The following is a 23,594-nucleotide window of genomic DNA, read 5'->3' as shown; positions in this document are numbered from 1 at the left end:
TTTAGACCTCTTTTTCTAAATTACTTTATTAAATCGGCAATAACTTTTTCAAATCCTTCAATAAATTTTTTTTGATTATTTTTAAAATTTATATTTGATTCAAAACTATCCATTTTCTTATCATAATTTTCTATAATATCTTCTATGTTATCAATATTATAAACTGGTATTATATTTTTTTTATTTCCTGCCACTTTTTTAACAAAATCAACTTGATGATTATTAATGTGTTCACCAAAACTAAACATTCTTGGAACAACTATGGGTACTTTGTGTTCATTAATAGCCATTATAAAACTGGCTGGACCACCATGCGTTATTACGATGTGAGCATTTTTTATTAATTCAATCATTTTTTTATACTCAACAAATTTGCTTCTCTCACAATAAGTTGGAATATAATTACTAAAGCCATATTGTATAAAGACATCCTCTTTAATTAGACCATCTTTTTTTTAAAAATCAATTTTTTTTACCAGTCTATCAAATGGCTGCTCATGTGTACCAACCGTTACAAAAATCATAATTATCTCCTTAAAAAATACTGCCTAAATTTATAGACTTATGATAAACTTTCTTCATTTCTGGCCATTGTACAATAAATCTATCTGTAACTGGATAAACCAACTTTCCAGTCAAAGTAGGTTTATCTATTCTGTCAAAAACTTCTATATACACAGTTTTTGATCTAAATAACTTTCCTATGTAAAAAAATGGAACTGCAACAGCTGCCCCCGAAGAAATTATTACATCCGGTCTCTCTTTTTTCAAAACTTTCCAAGCCAAAAAAGTATTTTTAATTAAATTTTTCAAATTTCTATTTGTTGGAAATGAACAATTATATACTTGCTCATCCTTCAATAAACTTCTAGCATCTTCCTTGTCAAAAGTAACCCAAAATCTATCATACTTCTCCCAAAATGGTCTAAGTAAGTATAAATGTGTCAAATGACCACCACTAGAACCCACAAGACAAACTTTCATTTTTTTCATATTCTACCTTCTCTTAATATGCTCCATTCGGAACTATCATTATTTTTATTGTTTTTAATATTATTGCTAAATCATATAGTAATCCGCTTTTTTGGATATATTGTAAATCCAATTCGACCATTTCATGGAATCCAACTTCATTCCTGGCGCTTACCTGCCACAAGCCTGTACATCCTGGTGTGACCAGTAAGCGTTGTTTGTCATAATCGGAATATTGTTCAACCTCTTCGGGCAACGGGGGACGTGGTCCTACAAGGCTCATGTCGCCCCTCAGAACATTGTATAATTGCGGCAATTCATCAAGACTCGTTCTTCTAAGTAACTTGCCAACCTTGGTAACACGAGGATCATTATGAAGCTTAAACATTGCTCCCTCAACTTCATTCAACTGTTTCAATTCTTCAAGCTTCTTATCAGCATCCATGCACATAGAACGAAACTTATAGATTGAGAATAGCTTTCCATTCTTACCAACACGCTGCTGCCTATAAATAATTGTTCCGCCTTTTTCCTCATTCTTAATAGCCCCAGCAATTACTAGTAATACTGGAGATAATGCCACCAAACCACAGACACCTAGCACCATATCTATCAATCTTTTGCAGAAATGGTATAGATGACGACTCCTGAGTTTTTCTTGATCGAGTATTCGCTTATTGCTGAAACCATTCCCTCGTGAATCATCAATCACGCCTGTGACTCCCCCTTCAAATAAATTTATTAATGGAAAATCAGTTACGTTTTAATTATACACATTTTTAAGTAAATTAAAATACAAAAAAGACATACAGAATTCACAAAATCTTCTTTTTTCACATCAAACCTAAAAAGAGAATAATTGTAATACTATATTATTCATGTATGCGCTATCTTATACTAATGTAATACAATATTTTTTCCTTGTTTTTTTTCAAATTCATCATAGACAACTTTATCTTAATACTTAGATGATTCCTCTACTTTTCCTCCTAATGTCCTTCATAGTATCCTCAATTAATTGTTCAGACACATCTTTACCCATAATGCCTTTGAGTGCCATCTCAGTAACATAGTATATTCCCCCATCTAGTTCACTCTTTAGCGAACTATGATCAGTATCCTGATCTGAACATGGTATACAAATATTATAAACAGATGATTGCTTAATATCATGAAATGCATCATTGAGTTCAGCTACTAGCTTGCACTGTCGCAGCAAAATATTACCAGCTATCCGCAGCTGTCTTCTAACTATCGTCTTATCAACTTCAAAGTCCATCTCTAGCGGGGCACCTAGGAATTCTTTGAATAACACCGTCATATTCCTTTTATTTTCTGTAAACATAATTCCAGCAATATTATTCATTAACAACCAGTCAGTCGAATGCTGAGTGGCTCCGCCCAATGGAATTATGACTTGCTTCCCATAAACATATGGTAGTCCGCCTTGTTTTTGTGCCATCATCCTTGTTCCCAAAAAGGTAATTGCCTGCTTGTCAACAAATTGATTAATTAACTTCTTAGTCTCCTTGTTAGTTCTGATGATTCCCCTGTACTTGTCAACTAAGATTGATTTACAGCCTAGTTTCTTATAATTAAGACAATTAAAGATAAATAACGTACTTTGCGCATTAATCATTGCATTCGTATCTACTTCTGAATTGAAAATAATTTCATCAAGATCGAATCCATGAAATAAAATCTTTTCATGATGCATTTATCTCCCCCTCTACCCTACATACATTTTTTGCAACCCCTTTTATATCTTGTTCCCATTATAAAGTTTTCCCTAATAAATTACTATATTAATTTTGAACTATCTTTTTAGCACTTTCCTCTAGGTTTCTCTAAATAATATTTTTGTGTACTCTGAATATGATTTAAGGCCTTGAATCAATTCAAAATAATTGGAGTGATTCAAAAATGAGTAACAAGATATCTACTTTTGCATTCAAACACCTATTGAAAGATAATAATACCAAGTTGATTCATGGAGTACTGAAAAACCTTGGTATCTCACCGTCAAGAAGCGATTATCAAGACTTATATCAGGAAGGCTGTCTATTATATGTGGAAGCCTATGAGGATTTCTTTGCAACACATTCATCTGAAGACCTTGAGCTGTTTGGTCCCTATGCCTTCAGGCGAATCAAGTGGCGTCTGTTAGATCGTGTTCGTAAGGAGGCAAATCATCAGGAACACTGCAAGCCTTTGATTACGATTCATTCTGATGAAGCTGATGAAGACACCAGCTATCCCGATCCATTAGCCAGTAATTTCGAAGGAGAGATTCTTTCCAGCGCGTTCTTCCAAGAACTTTGGGACAAATGCACACTGCAAGAGCAAGCGTATCTTGCGAACCGTGTGGCCGGTATCAGTATCACTAAGATGTCAAAAATGGTAGGTGTGTCTAGACAGGCAATCTACAAATGGCGCGACGGAGTTATTAGGAAAGCTAAAAAGATTCTTGAGAGATGAGTTTAGTTAAATCAAAACTTCGTAACTCTTATTATGTCTATGTAATTTAGGTTAAACAAAAAGGAAACCAGTTAAAAGTTTAATTTTGAACTAGTTTCCTTTTTTACATTAACATTATATATATTTAAGCTTCAAACAATCTCTTACTCAATTCAATCTTGCCTGTACCTACCTCACTGTTAGCGAAGGTAACACTTCCTTGATGACTCAATGGCTGTAATAATTCTTTGTCCCGCAGGATTCTTTGCAATTCTCTTGATGCTCCTGGACCACCATCAATAATGAATTGTTTGCCTCCCATTACTTTCTGAATTGCAGGTTTCACAAATGGAAAATGTGTGCAGCCCAATACCACGGAGTCTGCCGTTTCCTTATAAGGTGATAATAACTCTTCCAGATAATTCATTACAGCAGGAGAATCCAAATCACCCTTCTCCACATATTCTACAAGGTCTGGTGCTGGAACTAATACCAGATCTGCGAGGTTCTTATATTGTGCCAATAATTCTTGGAATTTCTGTTCTCTTAGTGTCAATGGTGTCGCCATCACTAAGATCTGTGAATTAGGTTTTCGCAGTACGGCCGGCTTAATGGCAGGTTCAAGTCCAATTATTGAAAGATCTGGATGAGCTTGCCGAATATCCTTAACAGCGGCACTTGTGGCAGTGTTGCAGGCAATCACAATCGCCTTAACATTCTGTTCAATAAAATGGTTAACAATATCAAAACTCAATTTTTTAACTTCATCAGTCGTTTTAATTCCATACGGTGCATTATCTGAGTCTCCGAAAAAATGATAGTCTTCTTGTGGCATAAGACGGTACAAGTCACGAAGAACACTAATACCACCTACTCCAGAATCGAAGACACCGATAGGGCAATCTCTCTTTAATTCATACATTAGCCATACTTCCTTTATATCGATATTACCATTATTATACTATTTAAATTAGAACATAACACTAAAGTAAAATTATGATTTCAATATCTTCTAAAATTATTCTTACTCAACAGTTTTGCTGGATATTTTCTTACAATCATTGTACACAAAAAAACCAGAAATATTTCATTCTGGTTTCTTGTCTATTGCATAGACTGCACTAATACTTTCTTGCACAGGCTATTTATTTACTTTGATTCTTTTTTATTTCTCTTACCTAAACCAAACAGTGTACCAATACTTGCCAGAGCAATTAAGATTGCACCTATGACGGACACCTTACTACTTTGTTCATCACCAGTCTGCGGCAAGCTTGCTTTTGCAGCTGTCACCTTAGCTACCGTTTTCTTTGATGAGGCAGGCTTCGTAGTAACATTACTTAATGGGGTTGTTGTCACTGAATCACCACCATTACTATTAGTTGGCGTATTACTATTTGTGCTGCCGTTATTATTACTTGGTGTCATTGGCTTTGCAGGAGTTACTGGTTGATCTGGTGTTACTGGTTTGTCAGGAACAACAGGTTTATCTGGTGTTACTGGTTTGTCAGGAACAACAGGTTTATCCGGTGTTACTGGTTTGTCAGGGATAACGGGTTCAGCATTCTTTGTGTAAATGACCGTCTCAACAACGTCTGCGCTGTTCTGGGTTAATCCGGTAATTTCATCAATTTGTTTCTTATCGGCTGTATACCCATCAATTATAGGCGAGACCTTAGTATCGAATGTTGTGTCGTCATTCACTGCCTTCCAACCATTATCTTTGATAATTTCACCAGTTACATTGTCAATCACGAACTCATGTTCAAAGGTTACTGAATCAGTCTTGTCTGGTGCTGCCTGAGTCCCATCTTCATACTTATAATGAACAGTTTCAGTAACTGTTTTTGTCAATGAATCTTTATCTGTTCCATCAGGCCATTTAGGGCTATCTGGATCATTAGGATTGATTGGCTCACCAGGTTCTTGCGGATTATCTGGGTTGATTGGAGTTGTTCCATGAACAAGGTGTACCTCATAACTCTTTATAACCCCATCCTGATCATAAACCACACCATCACTTGGGTAGTTATCACTAACAAGAACATACCCTTTATTCTCATAATACTTAATTGTATCTGCTGTTCTATAGTCATCAGTTGAACCAAACGCTCCAGAAAGATCCTTGCTGGTTAAAGTCGTATTAGTTGTATCATCAATATATTTAACCGTCGCTTTTTCTTCCTTTAACTTATAAACAACTGTGTAATTCAAATCTGAGCTATCAGTTGTGACCTGTTGTGCTGCGACCTTCGTCAAATCACTAGCTGGGGCATCATTACTGATCACTTCATAATTGGCAATATTTGGATTTGCTACCTCTGAGAAATCAGCGCTGTCTGCTTTAGTCCAGCCTTCTCCTTCAGGTACTCCATCATTACCAATTGTTGGTGTATCAATGGCCCCACTCTTATAATAGTAAGTTACACTACCATCTACTGGATTTGTTACTGTCACAAAAGTTATCGGTGTTGCTTTGTAGGTATCCGCAACTGCCTTGCCACTTTGGTCAACATAGTTGATTGTCTCGTTAACTGTTTTTGTTGTTGCTTGATATGCCGGCGCATAAACTACTGTATAGTTCAAGTCTGAGCTATCAGCTGTAACCGATTGTGTTGCGACCTTGCTTAAATCACTAGCTGGTGCATCATTACTGATTACCTTGTAACCAGCAACAGTTGGATTTGCTACTGCTGAGAAGCCAGTGCTGTCTGCTTTAGTCCAGCCCTCTCCTTCAGGTACTCCATCATTACCGATTGTTGGTGTATCAACGGCTCCACTCTTGTAATAGTAGGTTTTACTATTATCTACTGGATTTGTCACCGTCACAAAGGTTATTGGCGTTGCTTTGTAGGCATCCGCAACTGTCTTGCCATTTTGGTCAACATAGTTGATTGTTTCGTTAACTGTTTTTGTTGTTGCTGCATAGGCTGGCGCATAAACTACTGTGTAGTTCAAGTCTGAGCTATCATTCGTGACCTGTTGTGCTGCGACTTTGCTTAAATCACTGGCTGGAGCATCATTACTGATCACCTTGTAACCAGCAACGGTTGGATTTGCTACTTCAGCAAAATTGCCACTATCTGTCTGTGTCCAACCTTCGCCCTCTGGTATTCCATCATTACCAATTGTTGGTGTATCAACGGCTCCACTCTTGTAGTAGTAAGTTACACTGCCGTCTACTGGATTTGTTACTGTAACAAAAGTTACGGCTGACTTGGATGATTCCGCTACTGTTTTTCCATTTTGATCAACGTAGTTAATAGTTTCATTAACTGTTTTCGAAGTTGCTTGATAGTCAGGCGCATAGACGTAAACGACAGTCCCATTATTACCGTTTTCATTTAAGGTCCCATTTGCATCAATACTACTTAAGCCTGTGGTTGTATTTGTACCATCGGCCATCCCAATGAATTTATAATTTGCAATGTCTTTTTGTTCTGTAGTATATGTTCCATCTACATATGGTCCATCCGGATAATCTACTTCCCCAGTGGCTAACACATTACCATTTTGATCAACATATGTCACATTAACTGTCGCTGCTTGCTGAAAATCAAAACTATCTATTTTGAACTGCTGTAAGTTCTTTGCCCCACCTGTTGATGCACTGACAACCATTGCCATTGCTTCATATGAAGAATCTACAGTAGTACTCCAAGTCAAAACTTTCCCACTTGTTTGAGTATAGCTGATGGTTAAAACTCTTGTAGCTCCATCGTATGCTACCACAAAGTTATGGAATTGCCCATTAATATCAGCTTTACTTAATGATTTAGCAGTCCCAGTTTGATCTTCTGCCCACCATCTTTGAACTTCAGTACCATCTGCTGTTTTGATCTCTTGATCACTTGTAGTAACAAATGTCCCATAAGGAGCACTCATCGAATCACCATTCCAACCAAAACCATTAGAATCAGTGGAAGAAACCTGTGCACCATCTACGTCCTTATTAGGTGCTTGATAACCATTATTCCATGTATCTAATTTGAACCCAATTGCATTTTGCAGGCCACCAATTCCAAGGTTACCACCCGCATTACCAATATCATTAGTGTTTCCCGTGTGGAATGCAAAACCGATTCCATCTGCCCCATTAGGATCAGAACCGAGGTTCACACTTCCAGTCAAGGTAAAACTGGTATTCATATTTATTTCACTATTAAGAGAAAAATTCCCTACTTGATTATTTTCATCTGGTGTTAATGTCACAATACCCGTTGTTGCATCATATGTTGCTGAACCATTGAGCGTAAAATAATCAAGAAAGTTATCTTTAGTAACTTCTACAAAGCTATCATTTTCGCTTGCAAGAACTGTGTTAGCCTTTAACTGATCAAGCAATGTCGTGTAAGAAACTTGGACACTATTGGAATCACTGCTTGTAGTTGCCGCAGCGTTACCAGCCGTCGTTGTATCTGCTGTACTTTCAGTTGATGAACTCACAGCCGCACTACTATTTGAACTTGAATTTGTACTGCTTGAACTTGTACTGCTTGAACTTGTACTGCTTGCAGTTGTTGCAGTATTACTGTCCACCGTACTTTCGGTAGTTGAACTTTGTGAACTGCTTGTCGTGGAGCTACTATCACTTGTGTTTGTTGCGGAGTTACTTGCATCTTCAGAGGTAGTGGCAGCGCTGCTTGTGCTTTCTGAAGTTTTTGCCGTGCTCGTTGATGAACTGTTTGTACTTTCAGACGTTTCTGTAGCACTTGTTGCCACACTACTTGTATTTTCAGATGTTTCTGTCGCGTTTGTCGTATCACTGTTTGAACTTTCGGAGGTCTCGGTTGACTTCGCTGTTTCACTACTACTTGATGCTCCACTTGTACTTGTTGATGCTTGGCTTGTACCTGCGACTGATGTATTATCGCTAGCTGTTGCACCCGTTGTAGAAGTACTATCGGCATTTACCTTCGTAACCGCAACACTACTCCCTAAACCAAAACTAACTACAATGATCCCTGCAAATAGCCAGCGTTTACCAGCCTTATACATCTTGTAGTGTATCTTTTTCGAATCCATTTTTAACCCCTCCTGATTTTTTTAAAAAAACTACTAAATTAGTTCGATTATAAATTGCAAATAAACATTATTTGTTTTTTATTTTTTATTTTTTTAAAAAAACGGAGAATAAAAAAGACTTTATAAAGCAATGATTTCAACATAATTCCATAAAATACCATTATGAAATTATTATTAATTTTCGACACAAAAAAAGAGCTGGCCAAAAGTGAAATTTTAACCTAGCTCTTCTATTTATTCCGGATAAACGTGTTCCTTAAGTCAAAATTTTCCGTCTAACCTCGAATTATCCATAGCAAGTTACTCACTATGTTCGTAATTTCTTGTTAGTACTCAAATTTTACCGACTTATGTCACACTCCCTTTTTATTTACTTTCTATTCTTCACATATTCTTTAATACGTTTTGCGGCTTCCTGTAATTTTTCAAGACTTGACGCATAACTGATACGTACATAACCGTCCCCACCTGGTCCAAATGCCACACCGGGAATAATTGCAACATGAGCCTCGTTAGCTAAGCTGCGCACAAAGGTCCAAGAATCTTGCGAACAGTTAGCTGGGATCTTAGCGAAAATATAAAATGCACCATCTGGACTTGCTGCCTTGAAGCCGACTTCTGCTAGTTCCTTAATCATGAAGTCACGCCGTTTTCCATATTCTTTTAACATCGTCTTACTATCATCCTTACCATTAGTCATTGCTTCAAGTGCTGCAAATTGTGAAATGGTCGTAGATGCTGTGACAAAGTTCTGGTGTGACTTCACAACCTGATCAACGAAATCTTGCGGTCCTAAGATATATCCTATTCGCCAACCAGTCATGGCGTGTGACTTTGACAGACCTGTGATCAAGATCGTTCTCTCTGGAATGGCACGCGCAATAGAAAAATGTTTCTTAGTATATGTCAATTCAGCATAGATTTCATCACTGACCACCCAAAGATCACGCTCGCGAATAACCTCTGCCAGTTCCTCTATCTGCTTGCGTGAATAAGTTACTCCAGTAGGATTGCTTGGATAATTCAAGATAACAGCTTTAACATGGGCCAGTGGATGTTCATCGATGACCTGTTCCAACTTCTTAGCCGTTAAGACAAAAGCGTCATCACTTGTATCAACCAAAATGACGCTACCACCATTAACCTTTGTGATTGGTATGTAAATTGGAAAGATTGGAGTCGGAACAATTACAGTGTCTCCTGGATTTATAACCGTCTGCAGGCTAGCCGCAATTGCTTCCGTTGCACCTACCGTTGTGACAACCTGTTCTGCAGTGTAGTTCAAGTCAAATTTCTCGTTGTAATAAGATGCTACTGCTCCACGCAACGCCGGAATCCCTGCATTAGGAGAATAATGCGACTGATTATCTTCAATTGCCTTAATAGCGGCTTTCTTAATGTGTTCTGGTGTATTAAAATCAGGTTCACCAAGTGTCAGCTTAATGATTCCTGGAATATCACTTGTATCAGTATCAAATTGTCGAATATCTGAAATACCAATTTGTTCAATTTTCTCATTAAATTTACTATTTCCCATTAGAATGCTCCTTACAATCAATAAATCTTGAATTTAAAGAACATTATATCACATTCTAAAAATATTTTGCTTTATATATTTTAGTCGTCTACACTACTTTGCCAACTGCTTTTGAACTACACCTTGCAAACGTTGTGCAATCACTACGACTAATAGTACCTTGATAATTCCTGGAATAATAAATGGGATCGTTCCTGTCATCAGTGCCGCCTTCAGGCTAAGATGCAGATTTGGTATCATCCACAAGGAACCCATTATTAGACCTACAAACATTCCAATTATATTTGCAGTAAGCAGTGACAGATAATTCTTGCCCCAATACTTCAAAATTGCACCAATCACTATGCACATTATTGGGAATGAATAGAGATACCCTGCAGTTGGTCCCGTAAAGACTGCTAGTCCGCCAGAAAACCCTGCAAAAACAGGTAACCCGACAGCACCCATTATTAGATAGATGCATAAAACAGTAAAACTGTCTATAACTGGCAGCAGACTTGCAACCAAACCAATTGCAAAAGTCTGCATTGTAAGTGGTACGATTGGCAATGGAATCGTAATCTGTGAACAAACAATCATTGTTGCTAATAAAATTCCTGATAATACTAAAAGATGGAGTCTTTGATTATTCATAAGTTAACCTCTTCTCACTTTGATAACAATCATTGTAAGTATTCAAAAGTTAACTGTCAACTATTAATTTTAATTAGTTAACAATAAAAGAAGATGGCGAGCATGCCAAACACACGTAATTCAAAATTTCTCAGCATATCGTTGGAACAAGACTGGGGCAAAAATTAAGGTTTGACCTGTCTTCTTTATTTATTCCGGATAAACGTGTTCCGTAAGTCAAAATTCTCCGTCTAACTTCGAATTATTCATAGCAAGGAACACGTTATGCTCGTAATTTCTCGTTACTACTCAAATTTTACCAACCTATGTCGCACCCTCATATTTATTCTAAACTAAGTACTATTTTTTTAATTTTATCACGAATATTTCGAAAAACATCGAGCCGCTCTTCATAGCTTCCAACTGCATTCCCTGGGTCTGCCAACGGATAATGAAGATGCTGCGTTTCAGCAGAAATGACAGGGCACTTGTCTTTTGCATCCCCACAAAGCGTAATAATTAAGTCAGAAGATTTAAAGTAGCCAAGATCAATTTTCTTTGAATATTGCTGCGAAATATCAATTCCATCTTCAAGCATCACCTTAACTGCATCAGGATTTAAACCATGGACTTCGACTCCAGCACTTCTAATTTCAAATTTATTTTGTGGCAAAAATGCCTTAGCGTATCCTTCTGCCATTTGACTGCGGCATGAATTTCCAGTGCACAAAAAGTATATTTTTTTCATCAAAAACACCTCAACTAATTTTTATTATAAAGTTCTATGACGCTGACCTTCTCTTGCCCGCAAGGCCCATAAAATTGAAACCGTATCAATGATTTCTTGCATCATCGCTCCAACTAATGCTGGTAAAATACCAGTTGTTGCGATTAACATTAATAATACACAAATAAATATTCCAATCAAAACTGCTTGTTTAGCCACTTTCATTGTATTTTGGGAAATTTCGACTGCTTTCGCGACTCGTCTTAAATCATCCTTCAAAATAACAACATCTGCTGATTCGCTTGCGGCACTGGATCCATGTGCTCCCATAGCAATTCCCACATCCGCCATCGCCAGAGAAGGTGCATCATTGACTCCATCACCAACCATAATTGCTGGTCGCATTGCCTCAGTCAGGCTTTTAATAGCTGTAATTTTGTCTTGGGGCAACAAGTTGGCCTGCACATCAATAATACCCACTTTTTGAGCTACACTTTGAGCTGTTGTAATCTGATCGCCAGTTAGCATCATCAAATGCTTTACACCATATTGCTTCAATTGTCGCATTGTCAGCTCAGCTTCTGGCCGAATTTCATCTGTAAAAGTCACATAGCCGCAAAGCTTGTGATCAACCGAAAGATAAACAGCGGTTTGTTGGATATCCAATTTTGGATTAGCTGAGGTCACAAAGCTTAACTTTCCCACCTTAATCAATTTTTCGTTTTGCTTAGCCACAAGACCTTGACCAACGATCTCGGAAACATCAGTAAAACTTTGCAACTCAACATGGTTCTCTTGTCCATACTTAACTAATGAACGTGCCAAAATATGATTAGAGTTTTGTTCTAAGCTAACTGCTAGACTCAACAATTCGGTTGGTGTAAGTTCACTTAGAGATTTGATTTGAGCAACCGTTAAGTATCCCTTAGTAATTGTACCTGTTTTATCAAAAATTGCTGTTTGGGCTGTTGCCAATTTTTCAATTACATCTCCCGTTTTTACAACAATCCCATTTCTTGACGAACGACTCATTCCCGAAACCATCGCAACTGGAGCAGCCAAGATCAAAGGACAAGGGGAAGCAACCACTAAAACTTCAGCAAATCTAACTGGGTCCTTAGCCAAAAACCAAGCAACTCCAGCAATTAGGTAAGTTACCAAAGTAAAAGGAACTGCATAGCGGTCGGCTAAGCGCACAAAATGCGACGGAGAATTGCCAGCAATCTTGACTAACTTTACCAGTTGCTGATATTGGCTATCCTTAGCTAATTTATCAACCTGCATAACTAAAACCGTATCACCATTGATTGCTCCTGACAGCAATTTATCGTCTACCCGCTTACTTACAGGTCGTGATTCACCTGTTAAAGAGGACTCATCAACATTCCCTTGTCCTTGAATCACATGACCATCAACTGGGATTACCTCACCCGGCTTGACAACTAAATGGTCATCAATTAAAACAGCAGCAACTTTGACATCATCTTGTTGTTGCTTCACAATCCGGTGCGCAATCTGAGGTGAATTATCTACCAATGATTTTAATTCTGAACCTGCCTTTTTGGCAGCATACTCTTCTAATGAATCGCCACCAATCAGCATTATCAAAATAATCATCGCTGCCCAATATTCACCGACTGCTAATGTAGCAATAATAGCTGTAATTGCTAATAAGTCAACGCCATAATCGCCGGAGTGAAGCGCTTTAATCATTTCTTTTAACATCATCAGTGCAAAAACAATCCCTGTTAGAGTTATGATACTTTGTGCAAGAAGTTGCTGTCTTAAAACAAATTGAATAATTACCGTAACTATCCCGATTCCTAAAATTATTCCCAGTTTATTATACTGCTTCATAAAATCTGCCTCTATTTGTTAACATTTAAAATCATTATTTTCGTTTGTTTATTAGTCAACTAATTCATTCTAATTCTAGTTCATCAAGTCCAAGAAATAAAGCAATTCAAACTTTCCTATTGCTGTAAGTCGCCTTATAGACTAACGATGCAAATCTGACCGTCTGTGCATTCATCTTGACTGGATATGGTGCGAGTTGATAATTGACAGTCTGAACAATTTCGATGGGCTGCATCTGACTATCCTTGTTTACTAAAAATATTTGATAAGAACCCGCTGCGATTTTACCATGGTAACTTAACGATGAACTGCCTGCTTTTAATCCATGTTTTAGCAGATAATGGCGCTTCGTCCGGTAATTTATCAATTCTCCGGATAATTTTGAACCTTGCGGAACTGCCACTGAAAATAGCGTAGCTTCGTGTTTGATGACCATTTGTTGAGAAACAACCTTCCCAGGCTCTATCCAAGTCTCCTTCGCGTGATACTGCAAGGAAAGCTGGCTTCTTTGTGCAGCGATAATCTGCCCTGCAGATCCATGCCAATTAACAAGATTGCTCAAAACCACAATCAGGCAAACAACAAGCGGGCCTAGCTTAGTGCGCAGAGAACTACCCAATCTACCCTGTATTTCTTGGACCTTTTGGATCTTTGCTTCTTGTATGGGCAAAGTATTGATAACTAATAATAATGGTAAAAGAGCCTGCCCATAGCGACTTTCTGACTCCCACAACAGCATGTGAAAAAACACGTAGCCGACTGCTGTAATGATAGCCAGCTCACGAATAGAATCAAGTGCTGTCTGCCGTTTAAGCAATTCTAAACATTTGCTTAAAGTAATCAAATAGATCCAGATGAAGCCACTACGCATAATTGCCTGACTTAAAACGTGTACTTTTGACTGCCAATTGACATAAACTCGCGGTACTTGAATAAAGCCCCCAGTATAAGCACTCTGAATGTCATTAACACTTAACAAAATTCCAATGCGTGCAACCCACTGTCGTAATATTCCATTAATTCCTAAGCGGCTTAAACGCTCTGGCAAAGCCTTGGCAATATATGATTGTCGGGAAGCCTTAGATGGCAAGCTAATCATTTTCCCCACATCACTACCATCATATGTACCATGGCTGACAGGATTGTAGCTCATCCAGATCCAATGGGTCAACGGAAATTGATAACGGCTGTTGGATTTGAAACTTGCAGCGGCACTAACTGCCTGACTAGCTGGAAATGTTGCCGCAAAAGCAAATAAGATCACGGCGAGCGGGACAATCATTTTTCTCAAAATCTGTTTTTTATACATAAATAAATCAATAATTAAAATCAGAATTGCAACTGAAAGAATAATCAGATTAGCTTTAATTAACTGACCACAAACAATTATCAGAAATAAAAAAATTGCACTAACTAATTGAGCTTTTTTACTCTTAGGCCAGCGTGCTAACAAGTTAAAGGTCAATAACAGTATCAACAAAATTGGCAAATCAGAATAGAAAACTTGCAGGTAATACGTATAGGCGAACGGACCTAATAGGAAAAAAAGAGCTAATGCTAATACCTGTGTATGACTTTTAACAAAATTCAGACAGGTTCTTAAGCTTAAAATAATGAACCCATCCAAAAAAAGCAAGGATAGTATGTGTAATGCAGCATTAGTCGATATCTGAAATACATTAGTCAGCTTTAGCCACAATGACAAGAAATAAGCCAAGGGAACATTATTGGAGTAGCGCCAAAAATATGTTGAGTTATCCCAATCAGGATGATTGTGACTCAGTAATTCCGCCTCATGAAGCACACGAAACGGATCATGGTAAACGGTTGCTGGAAAAAAGATTAGAATCAGCAATTGTATGACTAAAATCAGACCCATTACCAGATAAATTATTAGCGAAACCCTGCTTTTTGAGAGTGAGTTCGCCCAGCAAGCAAATTTTGGTAAACAAAAGCCAATCCCTAGCGATAATGCGATGACAATTAATGTTTCGCTGAGATTCTGTGGATAAAATAAATTTGAAATAATTCCAATCATCAAGGATATTCCCAAAGAAATTATAAAAAATTGTTTAAAATACTTCATATGCGTTTCCTGCCTTAATTAATTGAGTAAAGTATGTCATTTCCTATGTTCGAAAAAATTTTTGCCTTTTATCAATTTTCTCTATTCATTTGAAAGCATCTTTTCCCAAAATCTAAAATAAAATAGCTTCATGACTTCCCACCAAGTAATGGCTAGCAGCAGACTACCGCAAACATCGCTAAAAAAATGTGCTCTTAAATATAATCGTGTAAATCCAACTAGAATCACCCAACCAATTGATAATAAAGAAATAACGAATTGCAGTTCTTGATCTTGCAGCCAAGGAACAATGAAATAAAGAACTGTTAAAACAACAATCGCTGTTGCAAAAGTATGGCCACTTGGAAAGCTAAAACCGCCATTCTTGATAACTTGGTTTGCTGGCCTAGAGCGGTGAACCAGTTCCTTTATCATTAAAGCAACTGCACAGCCACTGAACTGGGTAATCAGCAACCACCCCGCATTAATCAAGTTGCGTTCCTTCCGCCACAATAAAAAAGCAATTAGTATTGTCCAGCAGATATCAATAAATGGGCTACCTAGAATGGCAATTAAGCTGATATACTTCGTAGCGACGGGATTTACAGCAGGTGCTATCAGATTTTGAACTGCTGTATCAAGTGTCTGCAGCCAAATCGCCGAAGTTTTAATACTAATCGTCAGGGAAATAAACAATAATGCCGTTACTCCACCAACTATTGTTAAAAATTTATTTTTTCTCATCCAAATCACTTCTTTTCAAGTCCATACTGTGAGTAGTAGAATGCTGACTTTTCTTGAATTTAAATAAAACAATTGGAAATAGCGAAATTAAGATAATTACTATCATTAATAGCTCAAAATGATTTTTTACTAGTGGAATATTCCCGAAGAAGTAGCCACTTAGAAGAACAAAACTAACCCATACAATGCCACCGCACATATTAAAAAAAGCAAATTTATGATATGGCATTTTACCAATTCCAGCAGTAAACGGAATCAAGGTTCTGATTATGGGAGCGAAGCGACCTAGAAAAACTGCACTGGCACCATAATTTTTAAAGAAACTGTTTGCTTTTTTCAGATAAGCAGCATTAATCCATTTTGCCCATTTGGGTTGCGTAAAAGACCTTCCAAAATACTTTCCAACCTCAAAGTTCAAACTGTCACCTAAAATGGCCGCCACCGATAATAAAATTATCAACGCTTGGATGTTAAAAAATGAATTGGATAAAGCTGCCATTGACCCGCACAAAAATAATAAAGAATCACCGGGCAAGAATGGCATAATTACCAATCCTGTCTCGCAAAAAATTATTAAAAATAATACGACATATATTATCCAATTTCCTTGACCAGCAATGCCGACTATAAAGCTATTTAAATTTATCATTAACAACGAAACCCCTTTATTTGCTATTTAAAAACATTGCCTACTTGATCGAACTGCCTTATTTTAGATAACTTTGAATGGTATATCGTGGACGCTGCTTTACTTCGGTCATTATCTTCCCAATATATTCACCAATTATTCCCAGACTAATCATTTGCAGGCCACCCAAAATCCAGATGGAAACCATTAAAGAAGACCACCCATGAACCGTTAACCCCAGCCATTTAGTTATAATCGAATAAAAGAACATTACGGCTCCCAGGGAACTAGTGAAAATGCCTAGTGCCAAGATGAATCTCACAGGGATGATTGAAAATGACGTAATTCCGTTCCAAGCAAAAGCCAACATTTTCTTGAGTGGGTATTTTGATTTTCCTGCTAACCGCGGAGTCCTCTTGTAGTAGACTTTAGCTGTGCTAAAACCTAGCAATGGAATTATTCCACGGATAAACAAATTACGTTCTTTATATTGCAAAAAGGTTTTAACCGCCCGCTGCGACATCAATCTAAAATCTGCATGATTAGGAATCAACTTAATTCCAAGTAAATTTAATAATTTATAAAACAGACCTGCAGAATTACGCTTGAACCAAGTATCCGTGGTTCGATCATTTCTGACGCCATAGACAATTTCAGCTCCACCAGCAAAACAATTAATCATTTCATTAATTGTTTCTGGATCATCCTGTAAATCCGCATCAATGGTTACTACCAAATCAGCTGAAATGACGGTTGCTTGAAGCCCGGCAATTAATGCATTCTGGTGACCAAAGTTTCTGCTTAATTTAATTCCTTTAATACCTTTATTTTTTTCATGATAATGCTTGATAATTTTCCATGTTTGATCAACCGAGCCATCATCGACAACTAAAATATCAGACGAATGGTCAAGAATTTGAGCTTGAATTAGTTTGCTTTCAATCTTTAATAGCCTTTGCAATGTATTATTCAGTACTTCTTCTTCATTAAGTGCCGGTACAACAATTGTTAATTTCTTCATATTTAATTTCCTTCTTCAATGTACAAATTTAGAAGTTACGGATAAAATAAATTATCCGCATGATTTCCCACCAAACGAGCGCTACTAGCAAGCTTGCCAGCATTCCGGTAAAAGAACTTTTCCCCTCGTACAGCTGTGCGGTAATCACCACTCCCAGCCACAAAAAAGCTAGCAAGATTGTTAATAACTGAACTTCTTGATCGACAAGTGTTGGGAGAATAATTGTTAGGACAATCAGAATAATGATGACCGTTGCCAGAACATGTTCGTTAATTAATACCAGCGCAGGATATCCATTAAGATGCAGTTCTTGTGAAATCCAATTAATTAATAGTGCCAGCAGCATGCTGCTAAAATGGACAAATATTACCCAGACGGCATTTACTATTCGTTGAAAATACTGCCAGATAGCAAATGCAATGATAATTATTAACACAGAAGTGCTTGCAAAGTTGCTGAAAAATGAAACGATGGGATAAAACTGATTTTGCCCACTTGATCTCATAGTCAGCATAAATTGTTGCAAACTAGTGTCTAAAGACTTGAAATATGTTGCTTTTAAATAGACCAGTAGCAGTAAAATAACATATAAAATTAAAGAGATAACCCCAGTTATTAACCAACCAAAATTTTTTTTATTAAAAACAGCGCTTATCTCTCCCCTCTTAACTCCCCTCACTTGAACATTTTCAAGTTTAGCAACTTTTATTTATCGCTAAAAGTAACGCTTGCTGAGAGGATTATGAGATTTCTTTAGAAACAAAAAAGCCCTTAGCCGAATGACTAGCAGCGCTAAGGGCCAAAATTAAATTATTTCAGAAATTAATTCTAAATTCTAAAGAAAAAACAGTGCCTCGTGTTTGATTATTCGCAACTTTTAAAGTGACGTGATTTAAAAGAGCAAGCTGTTGGGCAATTGCCAACCCCAACCCTGTGCCAGTAATTGAACCACGAATGTCATCTGCACGATAAAATCTTTCAAAAATATGCTTTTTGTCTTGCTCAGTGATTCCTCTTCCTTGATCAGCAACCTTAATAATTAATCCGTTAGAATTTCTTTCAAGAGTCAATTCAATTACTGAATCCTGTGGTGAATATTTACTAGCATTATTCAACAAGATAATCAGGATCTGTTCAATGCTTTTTTGATGCCCTGTGATAACTATCTTAGTTGGAATATCAGTAATTATTTGCTGTGGAAAAAGTAAATTCATCTCCTCGGCAAGCTTCTGTAAGGACTGACTGATATCATATTTTTGCAGTGTCAGCGTCATTTTGTCTGCTCGCGAAAGGGTCAATAATTCTTCAATTAGTTTTGTCGTTTGTTCAGCTTCTTGATATATATAATCCAAGGAATCCTGAACAATTTCCGGATGGTCATGCCCATGTCTTTGAATTAATTGAACGTGACTTTGGATAGTTGCAATCGGCGTCCGTAATTCATGGGCAGCATTCGAAACAAAAATTTTTTCTTTTTCCGTTTTATCATATAAATTTGTCAGCAGACGATTAAAACTGGCAGCCAGCTGCTTGACCTCTGTTGGTGTTGCTGGAATGGGCAATTTGTCTGTCGTCTGAGTCTTTTTAACAGAAATCACTTCAGCACTTTTAGTTAACTGACTTAGTGGACCTGTCAACCGTTGAGCAATCAGCCTGATGTATAACGGCAGCGTCAGGAGTGTTAAAACCAAAACAATTGCAGTAATAATGATGACTCTTTCCAAAATCTTCAATTGCGAATCTAATTTTATCCATAAACTATAATGAATTCCTTTGGCATGCCCCGTATTATAAAGCAGAAAACCGATTTTAGGGCGATAATAGAGCCCATGGATTAAAAAAAATTTCTGGGGCTTGATTTTCAACAGGCTCTTAGCATCAGGAGAATAATAATTTTTTGTCTTGGCATCTTGTCGACTATTTCTAACATGCACGTAACTCGTACTGGTATTCAAAGTACTGTTGAACCGCCACTGTTTCCAATCACGATCGCCATCAATCACTGTTCGTTCCAGACTCTTAATAATATTGTTTGAAGTCATGCGGCTAGTTTCCAACAACTGATGTCCGACTGCAACCACTGTAATAATACTAAAACTGACAATTATTGCCGTTATCAGCAATAGAAAGCTGCGCAGCATAATTGAATCGCTTTTTTGCTCTTTTTTAATCTTTGCTTTCATCTAGGGTCACTTCCCATTAATTATCTGTTAGTGAATAGCCAACACCTCTAACGGTATGAATTAGTTTTTTTGAATTTGGAAATTCATCAATTTTATTCCGTAAATAACGAATATAAACATCCACAATATTAGGCTCTCCCTCAAAATCACTACCCCAAACCAAGTCCAACAATTCATTACGCGTAAAGACTTTACCAACATCCTTGAACATTTCCATTAATAATTGATACTCTCGTTGTGTTAGCTGAATACTGTGATTGTCTCTTGTAATGCGGCGTTTCCCAGTATCAAGTATTAGATCATCAAGCTGATAAACTTGATGTTTGTCAATTATTTGCCTTGGCCGCCGCAAAACAGCTGTTATCCTAGCAAGCAATTCTTCAATATCGAATGGCTTAGTAATATAATCATCTGCTCCGCCTGTTAGCCCGGCTACTTTATCTCCAGTATAATCACGAGCTGTTAGCATGATAATTGGGATATCATAAGCGCGTCTAATTCGTCTAAGCACACCTAGCCCATCTAACTTGGGCAACATCCAATCTAAGATTATTAAATCGATTGATTTTTGTTTCTTATCAAAAACAGTTAAAGCCGTTAGGCCATCAGAAGCAGTCAAAACTTGATAATTTTCAAATTCTAATTCTTTTTTTAAAGAAGCAACCAGTCCGAGTTCATCTTCTACTAATAAAATTGTTTTACTCACTATATTTCCCCCAAAGCAAATTCTGATATTAACAGAATCTGCATCAATCATATTTTTGATAAAAATATTTTCTATCTTTCTACCTAATTCTATTATATCAGCTGTTGCTCATTCTTTTCTGAGAATTTCTCAGATTATCTTCATGAATTAAAGATAGTTTTATATCATAATTTGGCATATTATCTAAAGAAAGAATTGATCAACTTCTTAGAAGTAGAGGTGTAAATATGTATCATAAAATAATAGCTATTTCCCTATCATTGGCAATTGCAATATCTATTATATTAGACAGCTATTTTGTCTTATATAAACCCCTAAGCAACAGTGTAACAAGTCGGAGTGCAACAGCCGACGGTAACTCAAGCTCGACTAGCTCGACTGCATCAAGCAGTACCAGCAACCAACAGAACTATAAAGATGGTGAATATGTTGGGAAAAGCATCACAACCGCCTGGGGAAATGTTCAATTGAAAATTAAAATTACAGACAATCGACTTACTCAAATTACCGTTCTTAAATATCCGAATACACATTCACATTCAGTTGAAATTAATCAGCGAGTCTTGCCAATTTACCGACAAGAAGCAGTTAAAAGTCAATCAGCAAATATTCAACAAGTTTCAGGAGCAACCGAAACCTGGAAGGGCTTTACTGGCTCTTTGCAAAGTGCCTTAGTTGAAGCTCGACAAGCTTAATCACTACAATTAATAGGAGGTAATTAACTTGAGATCAAAAAAAGATTATCAATTTTACGATCGTGTAATTAATATGATGAATATTCCATTCACTTTAACATTGGTTTGTGAAGAACGGATATCAGCTGCAAACCACTGGATTGATTACCTAATGGCGCAGGTGCAGCAAGAATTGCAAGTCATTGATCACATTTTTTCTCCTTTTAAGCAGGGTTCATTATTAAAAAAATATCAAGCGGGTGATTTACAGATTATGCAAAATGCAAGCTTTCATACCGTCTTTGATCTAGCCAAAAAGGCGGCTAAAACTACTACCGGTTTCTTTGATCCTTACTATGCATCTGAATTTAATCCGACAGGTTTGGTTAAAGGCTGGGCAATTGAAAAAATTTTTAATAATCTGTTGTCCCCTTTTCTTACAAGTCATCCTCAAGTGACTGGAATTTCACTGAATGGTGGTGGAGATTTGCAATTTGCTACTCAACCAGAATCTTCTTTTGACTGGGAAATTGGAATCGAAAATCCTAAACAACTCCATAGTTTGAGTGCCGTTTACAAATTAAAAAATGGGGCTGCTGCTACTTCTGGTTTTAGCAAGCGTGGCCAACATATTGCTAATTTGACAGATCATTCTCTCCTTCAAGCTACTATAATTTCTGAGGGTCTGACCTGGGCAGATATCTGGGCAACAACTGCCTTAGCTGCTGGCCAGCAAAAATTCATTAATCTATTAACTGAACATAAGTTAACCGGATTAATGATTACATCAAAGACTATTATTCCATTTTCAGAAGGGCGGCTTGCAGATGCTGAGAAAAATACAATATAAATTAGTTCTTTTTTGGTTAAGTTTCTTTTTTGTTGTACCTTTACCCTTTATACAAACTATTTCTGCAGGACTGCAAGGAATGGCGGCTAATGAAATGCTCGCTATTTACAGTGGAGTCATTGCATATGCATGGATGCTTGCGGCAGTTTATTTGAGCACGAAACCGCGCTGGCTGGATCGCCTAGTAGGTCTACCCAGTATATATCAACTTCACGGAATAATTGCAATTGCGGCCTTAGGATTGGCCTGGCTTCATAAGCTTGGAACCCATTCAGCTGGATTAATCAAACAAACAGGCGATCTGGCCCTAATTATCTTAACCGGATTAATTGGTTACTCACTGCTGTTTTTGGCTGGCTGGCTAATCAGTCGCTTTTCTTTGCTATCGAAATTCAAAAAAATTCTTGAAAAGGTTTTTAAACACGAAATTACCATGCTGCTTCATAAATTACTTTTGGCAGCCGTCATATTAGTTTTTATTCACGTCCAATTAATTGACTATATCAGATCCATTACATCCTTCATGATCTGGTTTGACGGCTTAAGTTTATTAACAGCTCTTAGTTATTTGAAAGCAAAAATTAACTGGCACGGCTGCAAGGGACAAGCGGAACTTAAATTAATTCAAAATCACAGTTTATCTGCGCGTGTACGTGAACTGACTTTTGGGGGGCGTCAAAGTCAGCAGCTTAACTTACAGGCAGGAGATTTTGTTTTCCTATCTTTTCCACATATATCAAAATTACGCGAACCACATCCTTTTTCTCTGGTCAGTCTCCCTGACAAAAATGGAAAATTCAAACTGACAATTAGAGCCGACGGAGATTTTACCGATAGACTGAAGACTCTCAAAGCTGGGGTAACCGCCAAAGTCACTGGTGGCTTTGGCCGATACCAAGCATTTATTGCAGAACATGATTGTACTTCAAACTTGGTCATAATAACGGGTGGAATTGGAGTAACACCTTTATTCTCACTAATTCCCAATAATTTATCTCATAAAATTTATTTGTTTTACTCAGCTCATCACCAAACTGATTTGTTGTACCAACACCAGTTAAACCAGTGGAATCAGCATACTAACTTCACTGGTTTCTGGCAACAGGGACGTTTTTCCGATGACTTTGTTTTAAACCATTTACCGAATGATTGGCAGAATCACACATTGTTTTTACTCAGTGGTCCTATTCCACTAATTCATCACTGGGAGAAATTGCTAGGAAAAACTAAAGTTAGTAGTAAAAATATTTTTAAAGAAGAATTCAATTGGTAATATTCAAATAGCCTATGTTGTAAGAAGCTGCCTTATGTCCAACTTAAAGCAAATAACTTATTTTTAATTATAATTGAAGGTAGGATATAAATCGGTAAAATTTGAGTATTAACAAGAAATTACAAACATAGCATGTTATACGGAACACATCTATCTGGAATCAATGAAAGAACTGGGTCAAAATTCAACTTTTGATCTAGTCTTTTTTTATGCTTCTGGAAATAAACATCCGTATTTTTTCATAAAAATAGACAAAATAAACG

Annotated in this window: 21 protein-coding genes; 4 read left to right on the top strand and 17 right to left on the bottom strand. The window is 37.1% G+C overall.

Annotated features, from left to right (window positions below; genetic code table 11):
- Positions 1-20 precede the first annotated feature (20 nt).
- From IV36_RS01475 to IV36_RS01460, 4 genes are all read right to left on the bottom strand, one after another.
- Positions 21-422: a glycosyltransferase gene (locus IV36_RS01475; protein WP_338086405.1), complete on the bottom strand. Its 402-nt coding sequence runs from the start codon at positions 420-422 to the stop codon at positions 21-23.
- Between the two features lie 112 nt (positions 423-534).
- A complete protein-coding gene (pssD, locus tag IV36_RS01470; protein ID WP_056990541.1) occupies positions 535-984 on the bottom strand; it encodes a PssD/Cps14F family polysaccharide biosynthesis glycosyltransferase in 450 nt (149 codons plus the stop codon).
- A gap of 22 nt (positions 985-1,006) precedes the next feature.
- Positions 1,007-1,684, bottom strand: coding sequence for a sugar transferase (locus IV36_RS01465; protein ID WP_056990398.1), 678 nt, complete (start codon positions 1,682-1,684; stop codon positions 1,007-1,009).
- Between the two features lie 252 nt (positions 1,685-1,936).
- Positions 1,937-2,689, bottom strand: a complete 753-nt coding sequence (locus IV36_RS01460; protein ID WP_056990396.1) for a hypothetical protein — start codon at positions 2,687-2,689, stop codon at positions 1,937-1,939.
- 206 nt (positions 2,690-2,895) lie between these two features.
- On the opposite strand from IV36_RS01460, the gene IV36_RS01455 reads away from it, so the two are divergent.
- Positions 2,896-3,450 (top strand): sigma-70 family RNA polymerase sigma factor, encoded by a 555-nt coding sequence (locus IV36_RS01455; RefSeq protein WP_056990394.1) that lies wholly within the window; start codon positions 2,896-2,898, stop codon positions 3,448-3,450.
- Between the two features lie 124 nt (positions 3,451-3,574).
- On the opposite strand, the gene murI is transcribed toward IV36_RS01455, so the two are convergent.
- From murI to IV36_RS01390, 13 genes are all read right to left on the bottom strand, one after another.
- Positions 3,575-4,351, bottom strand: coding sequence for a glutamate racemase (murI, locus tag IV36_RS01450; protein ID WP_056990393.1), 777 nt, complete (start codon positions 4,349-4,351; stop codon positions 3,575-3,577).
- 227 nt (positions 4,352-4,578) lie between these two features.
- Complete coding sequence (locus IV36_RS01445; RefSeq protein WP_056990391.1) at positions 4,579-8,454, bottom strand: lectin-like domain-containing protein; 3,876 nt, start codon at positions 8,452-8,454, stop codon at positions 4,579-4,581.
- A gap of 370 nt (positions 8,455-8,824) precedes the next feature.
- Entirely contained in the window at positions 8,825-9,991 is a 1,167-nt protein-coding gene (locus tag IV36_RS01440; protein ID WP_056990389.1) for a pyridoxal phosphate-dependent aminotransferase, read from the bottom strand.
- 93 nt (positions 9,992-10,084) lie between these two features.
- Positions 10,085-10,624, bottom strand: a complete 540-nt coding sequence (locus tag IV36_RS01435; protein ID WP_056990388.1) for a biotin transporter BioY — start codon at positions 10,622-10,624, stop codon at positions 10,085-10,087.
- Positions 10,625-10,946: 322 nt separating this feature from the next.
- A complete protein-coding gene (gene arsC, locus IV36_RS01430) occupies positions 10,947-11,351 on the bottom strand; it encodes an arsenate reductase (thioredoxin) (protein ID WP_003687448.1) in 405 nt (134 codons plus the stop codon).
- Between the two features lie 24 nt (positions 11,352-11,375).
- Positions 11,376-13,187 carry a heavy metal translocating P-type ATPase gene (locus IV36_RS01425; RefSeq protein WP_003687446.1) on the bottom strand — a complete coding sequence of 604 codons (1,812 nt, stop codon included), beginning with the start codon at positions 13,185-13,187 and terminating at the stop codon, positions 11,376-11,378.
- Positions 13,188-13,293: 106 nt separating this feature from the next.
- Positions 13,294-15,273 carry a hypothetical protein gene (locus IV36_RS01420; protein WP_056990387.1) on the bottom strand — a complete coding sequence of 660 codons (1,980 nt, stop codon included), beginning with the start codon at positions 15,271-15,273 and terminating at the stop codon, positions 13,294-13,296.
- An 81-nt stretch (positions 15,274-15,354) separates the two neighbouring features.
- Positions 15,355-15,996, bottom strand: a complete 642-nt coding sequence (locus tag IV36_RS01415; protein WP_010077697.1) for a phosphatase PAP2 family protein — start codon at positions 15,994-15,996, stop codon at positions 15,355-15,357.
- Positions 15,983-16,645, bottom strand: coding sequence for a VTT domain-containing protein (locus IV36_RS01410; RefSeq protein ID WP_003687430.1), 663 nt, complete (start codon positions 16,643-16,645; stop codon positions 15,983-15,985). Before IV36_RS01410 ends, IV36_RS01415 begins: the two co-directional genes overlap by 14 nt.
- A 58-nt stretch (positions 16,646-16,703) precedes the next feature.
- Positions 16,704-17,645 (bottom strand): glycosyltransferase family 2 protein, encoded by a 942-nt coding sequence (locus IV36_RS01405; protein ID WP_003687427.1) that lies wholly within the window; start codon positions 17,643-17,645, stop codon positions 16,704-16,706.
- A 28-nt stretch (positions 17,646-17,673) separates the two neighbouring features.
- Entirely contained in the window at positions 17,674-18,159 is a 486-nt protein-coding gene (locus tag IV36_RS01400) for a hypothetical protein (protein ID WP_003687426.1), read from the bottom strand.
- 301 nt (positions 18,160-18,460) lie between these two features.
- A complete protein-coding gene (locus IV36_RS01395; protein WP_056990386.1) occupies positions 18,461-19,828 on the bottom strand; it encodes a HAMP domain-containing sensor histidine kinase in 1,368 nt (455 codons plus the stop codon).
- A 16-nt stretch (positions 19,829-19,844) separates the two neighbouring features.
- Entirely contained in the window at positions 19,845-20,534 is a 690-nt protein-coding gene (locus IV36_RS01390) for a response regulator transcription factor (protein ID WP_003687422.1), read from the bottom strand.
- 227 nt (positions 20,535-20,761) lie between these two features.
- On the opposite strand from IV36_RS01390, the gene IV36_RS01385 reads away from it, so the two are divergent.
- Genes IV36_RS01385 through IV36_RS01375 form a run of 3 tightly spaced genes read left to right on the top strand, consistent with a single transcriptional unit; the run spans position 20,762 to position 23,331 of the window.
- Complete coding sequence (locus IV36_RS01385; protein WP_003687420.1) at positions 20,762-21,229, top strand: FMN-binding protein; 468 nt, start codon at positions 20,762-20,764, stop codon at positions 21,227-21,229.
- Positions 21,230-21,257: 28 nt separating this feature from the next.
- The gene (locus tag IV36_RS01380) at positions 21,258-22,058 is read left to right on the top strand and encodes an FAD:protein FMN transferase (protein ID WP_235810216.1); all 801 of its coding nucleotides are present in this window, start codon (positions 21,258-21,260) and stop codon (positions 22,056-22,058) included.
- The gene (locus IV36_RS01375) at positions 22,036-23,331 is read left to right on the top strand and encodes an FAD-binding oxidoreductase (protein ID WP_056990385.1); all 1,296 of its coding nucleotides are present in this window, start codon (positions 22,036-22,038) and stop codon (positions 23,329-23,331) included. The genes IV36_RS01380 and IV36_RS01375 overlap by 23 nt, the downstream gene beginning before the upstream one ends.
- The last annotated feature ends 263 nt before the right edge of the window (positions 23,332-23,594 follow it).

The sequence above is a fragment of the Liquorilactobacillus mali genome (assembly GCF_001437155.1).
GTDB lineage: Bacteria > Bacillota > Bacilli > Lactobacillales > Lactobacillaceae > Liquorilactobacillus > Liquorilactobacillus mali_A.
Note: the sequence above shows the minus strand (reverse complement) of the source record. Positions and strands in the feature narration are given on the sequence as shown.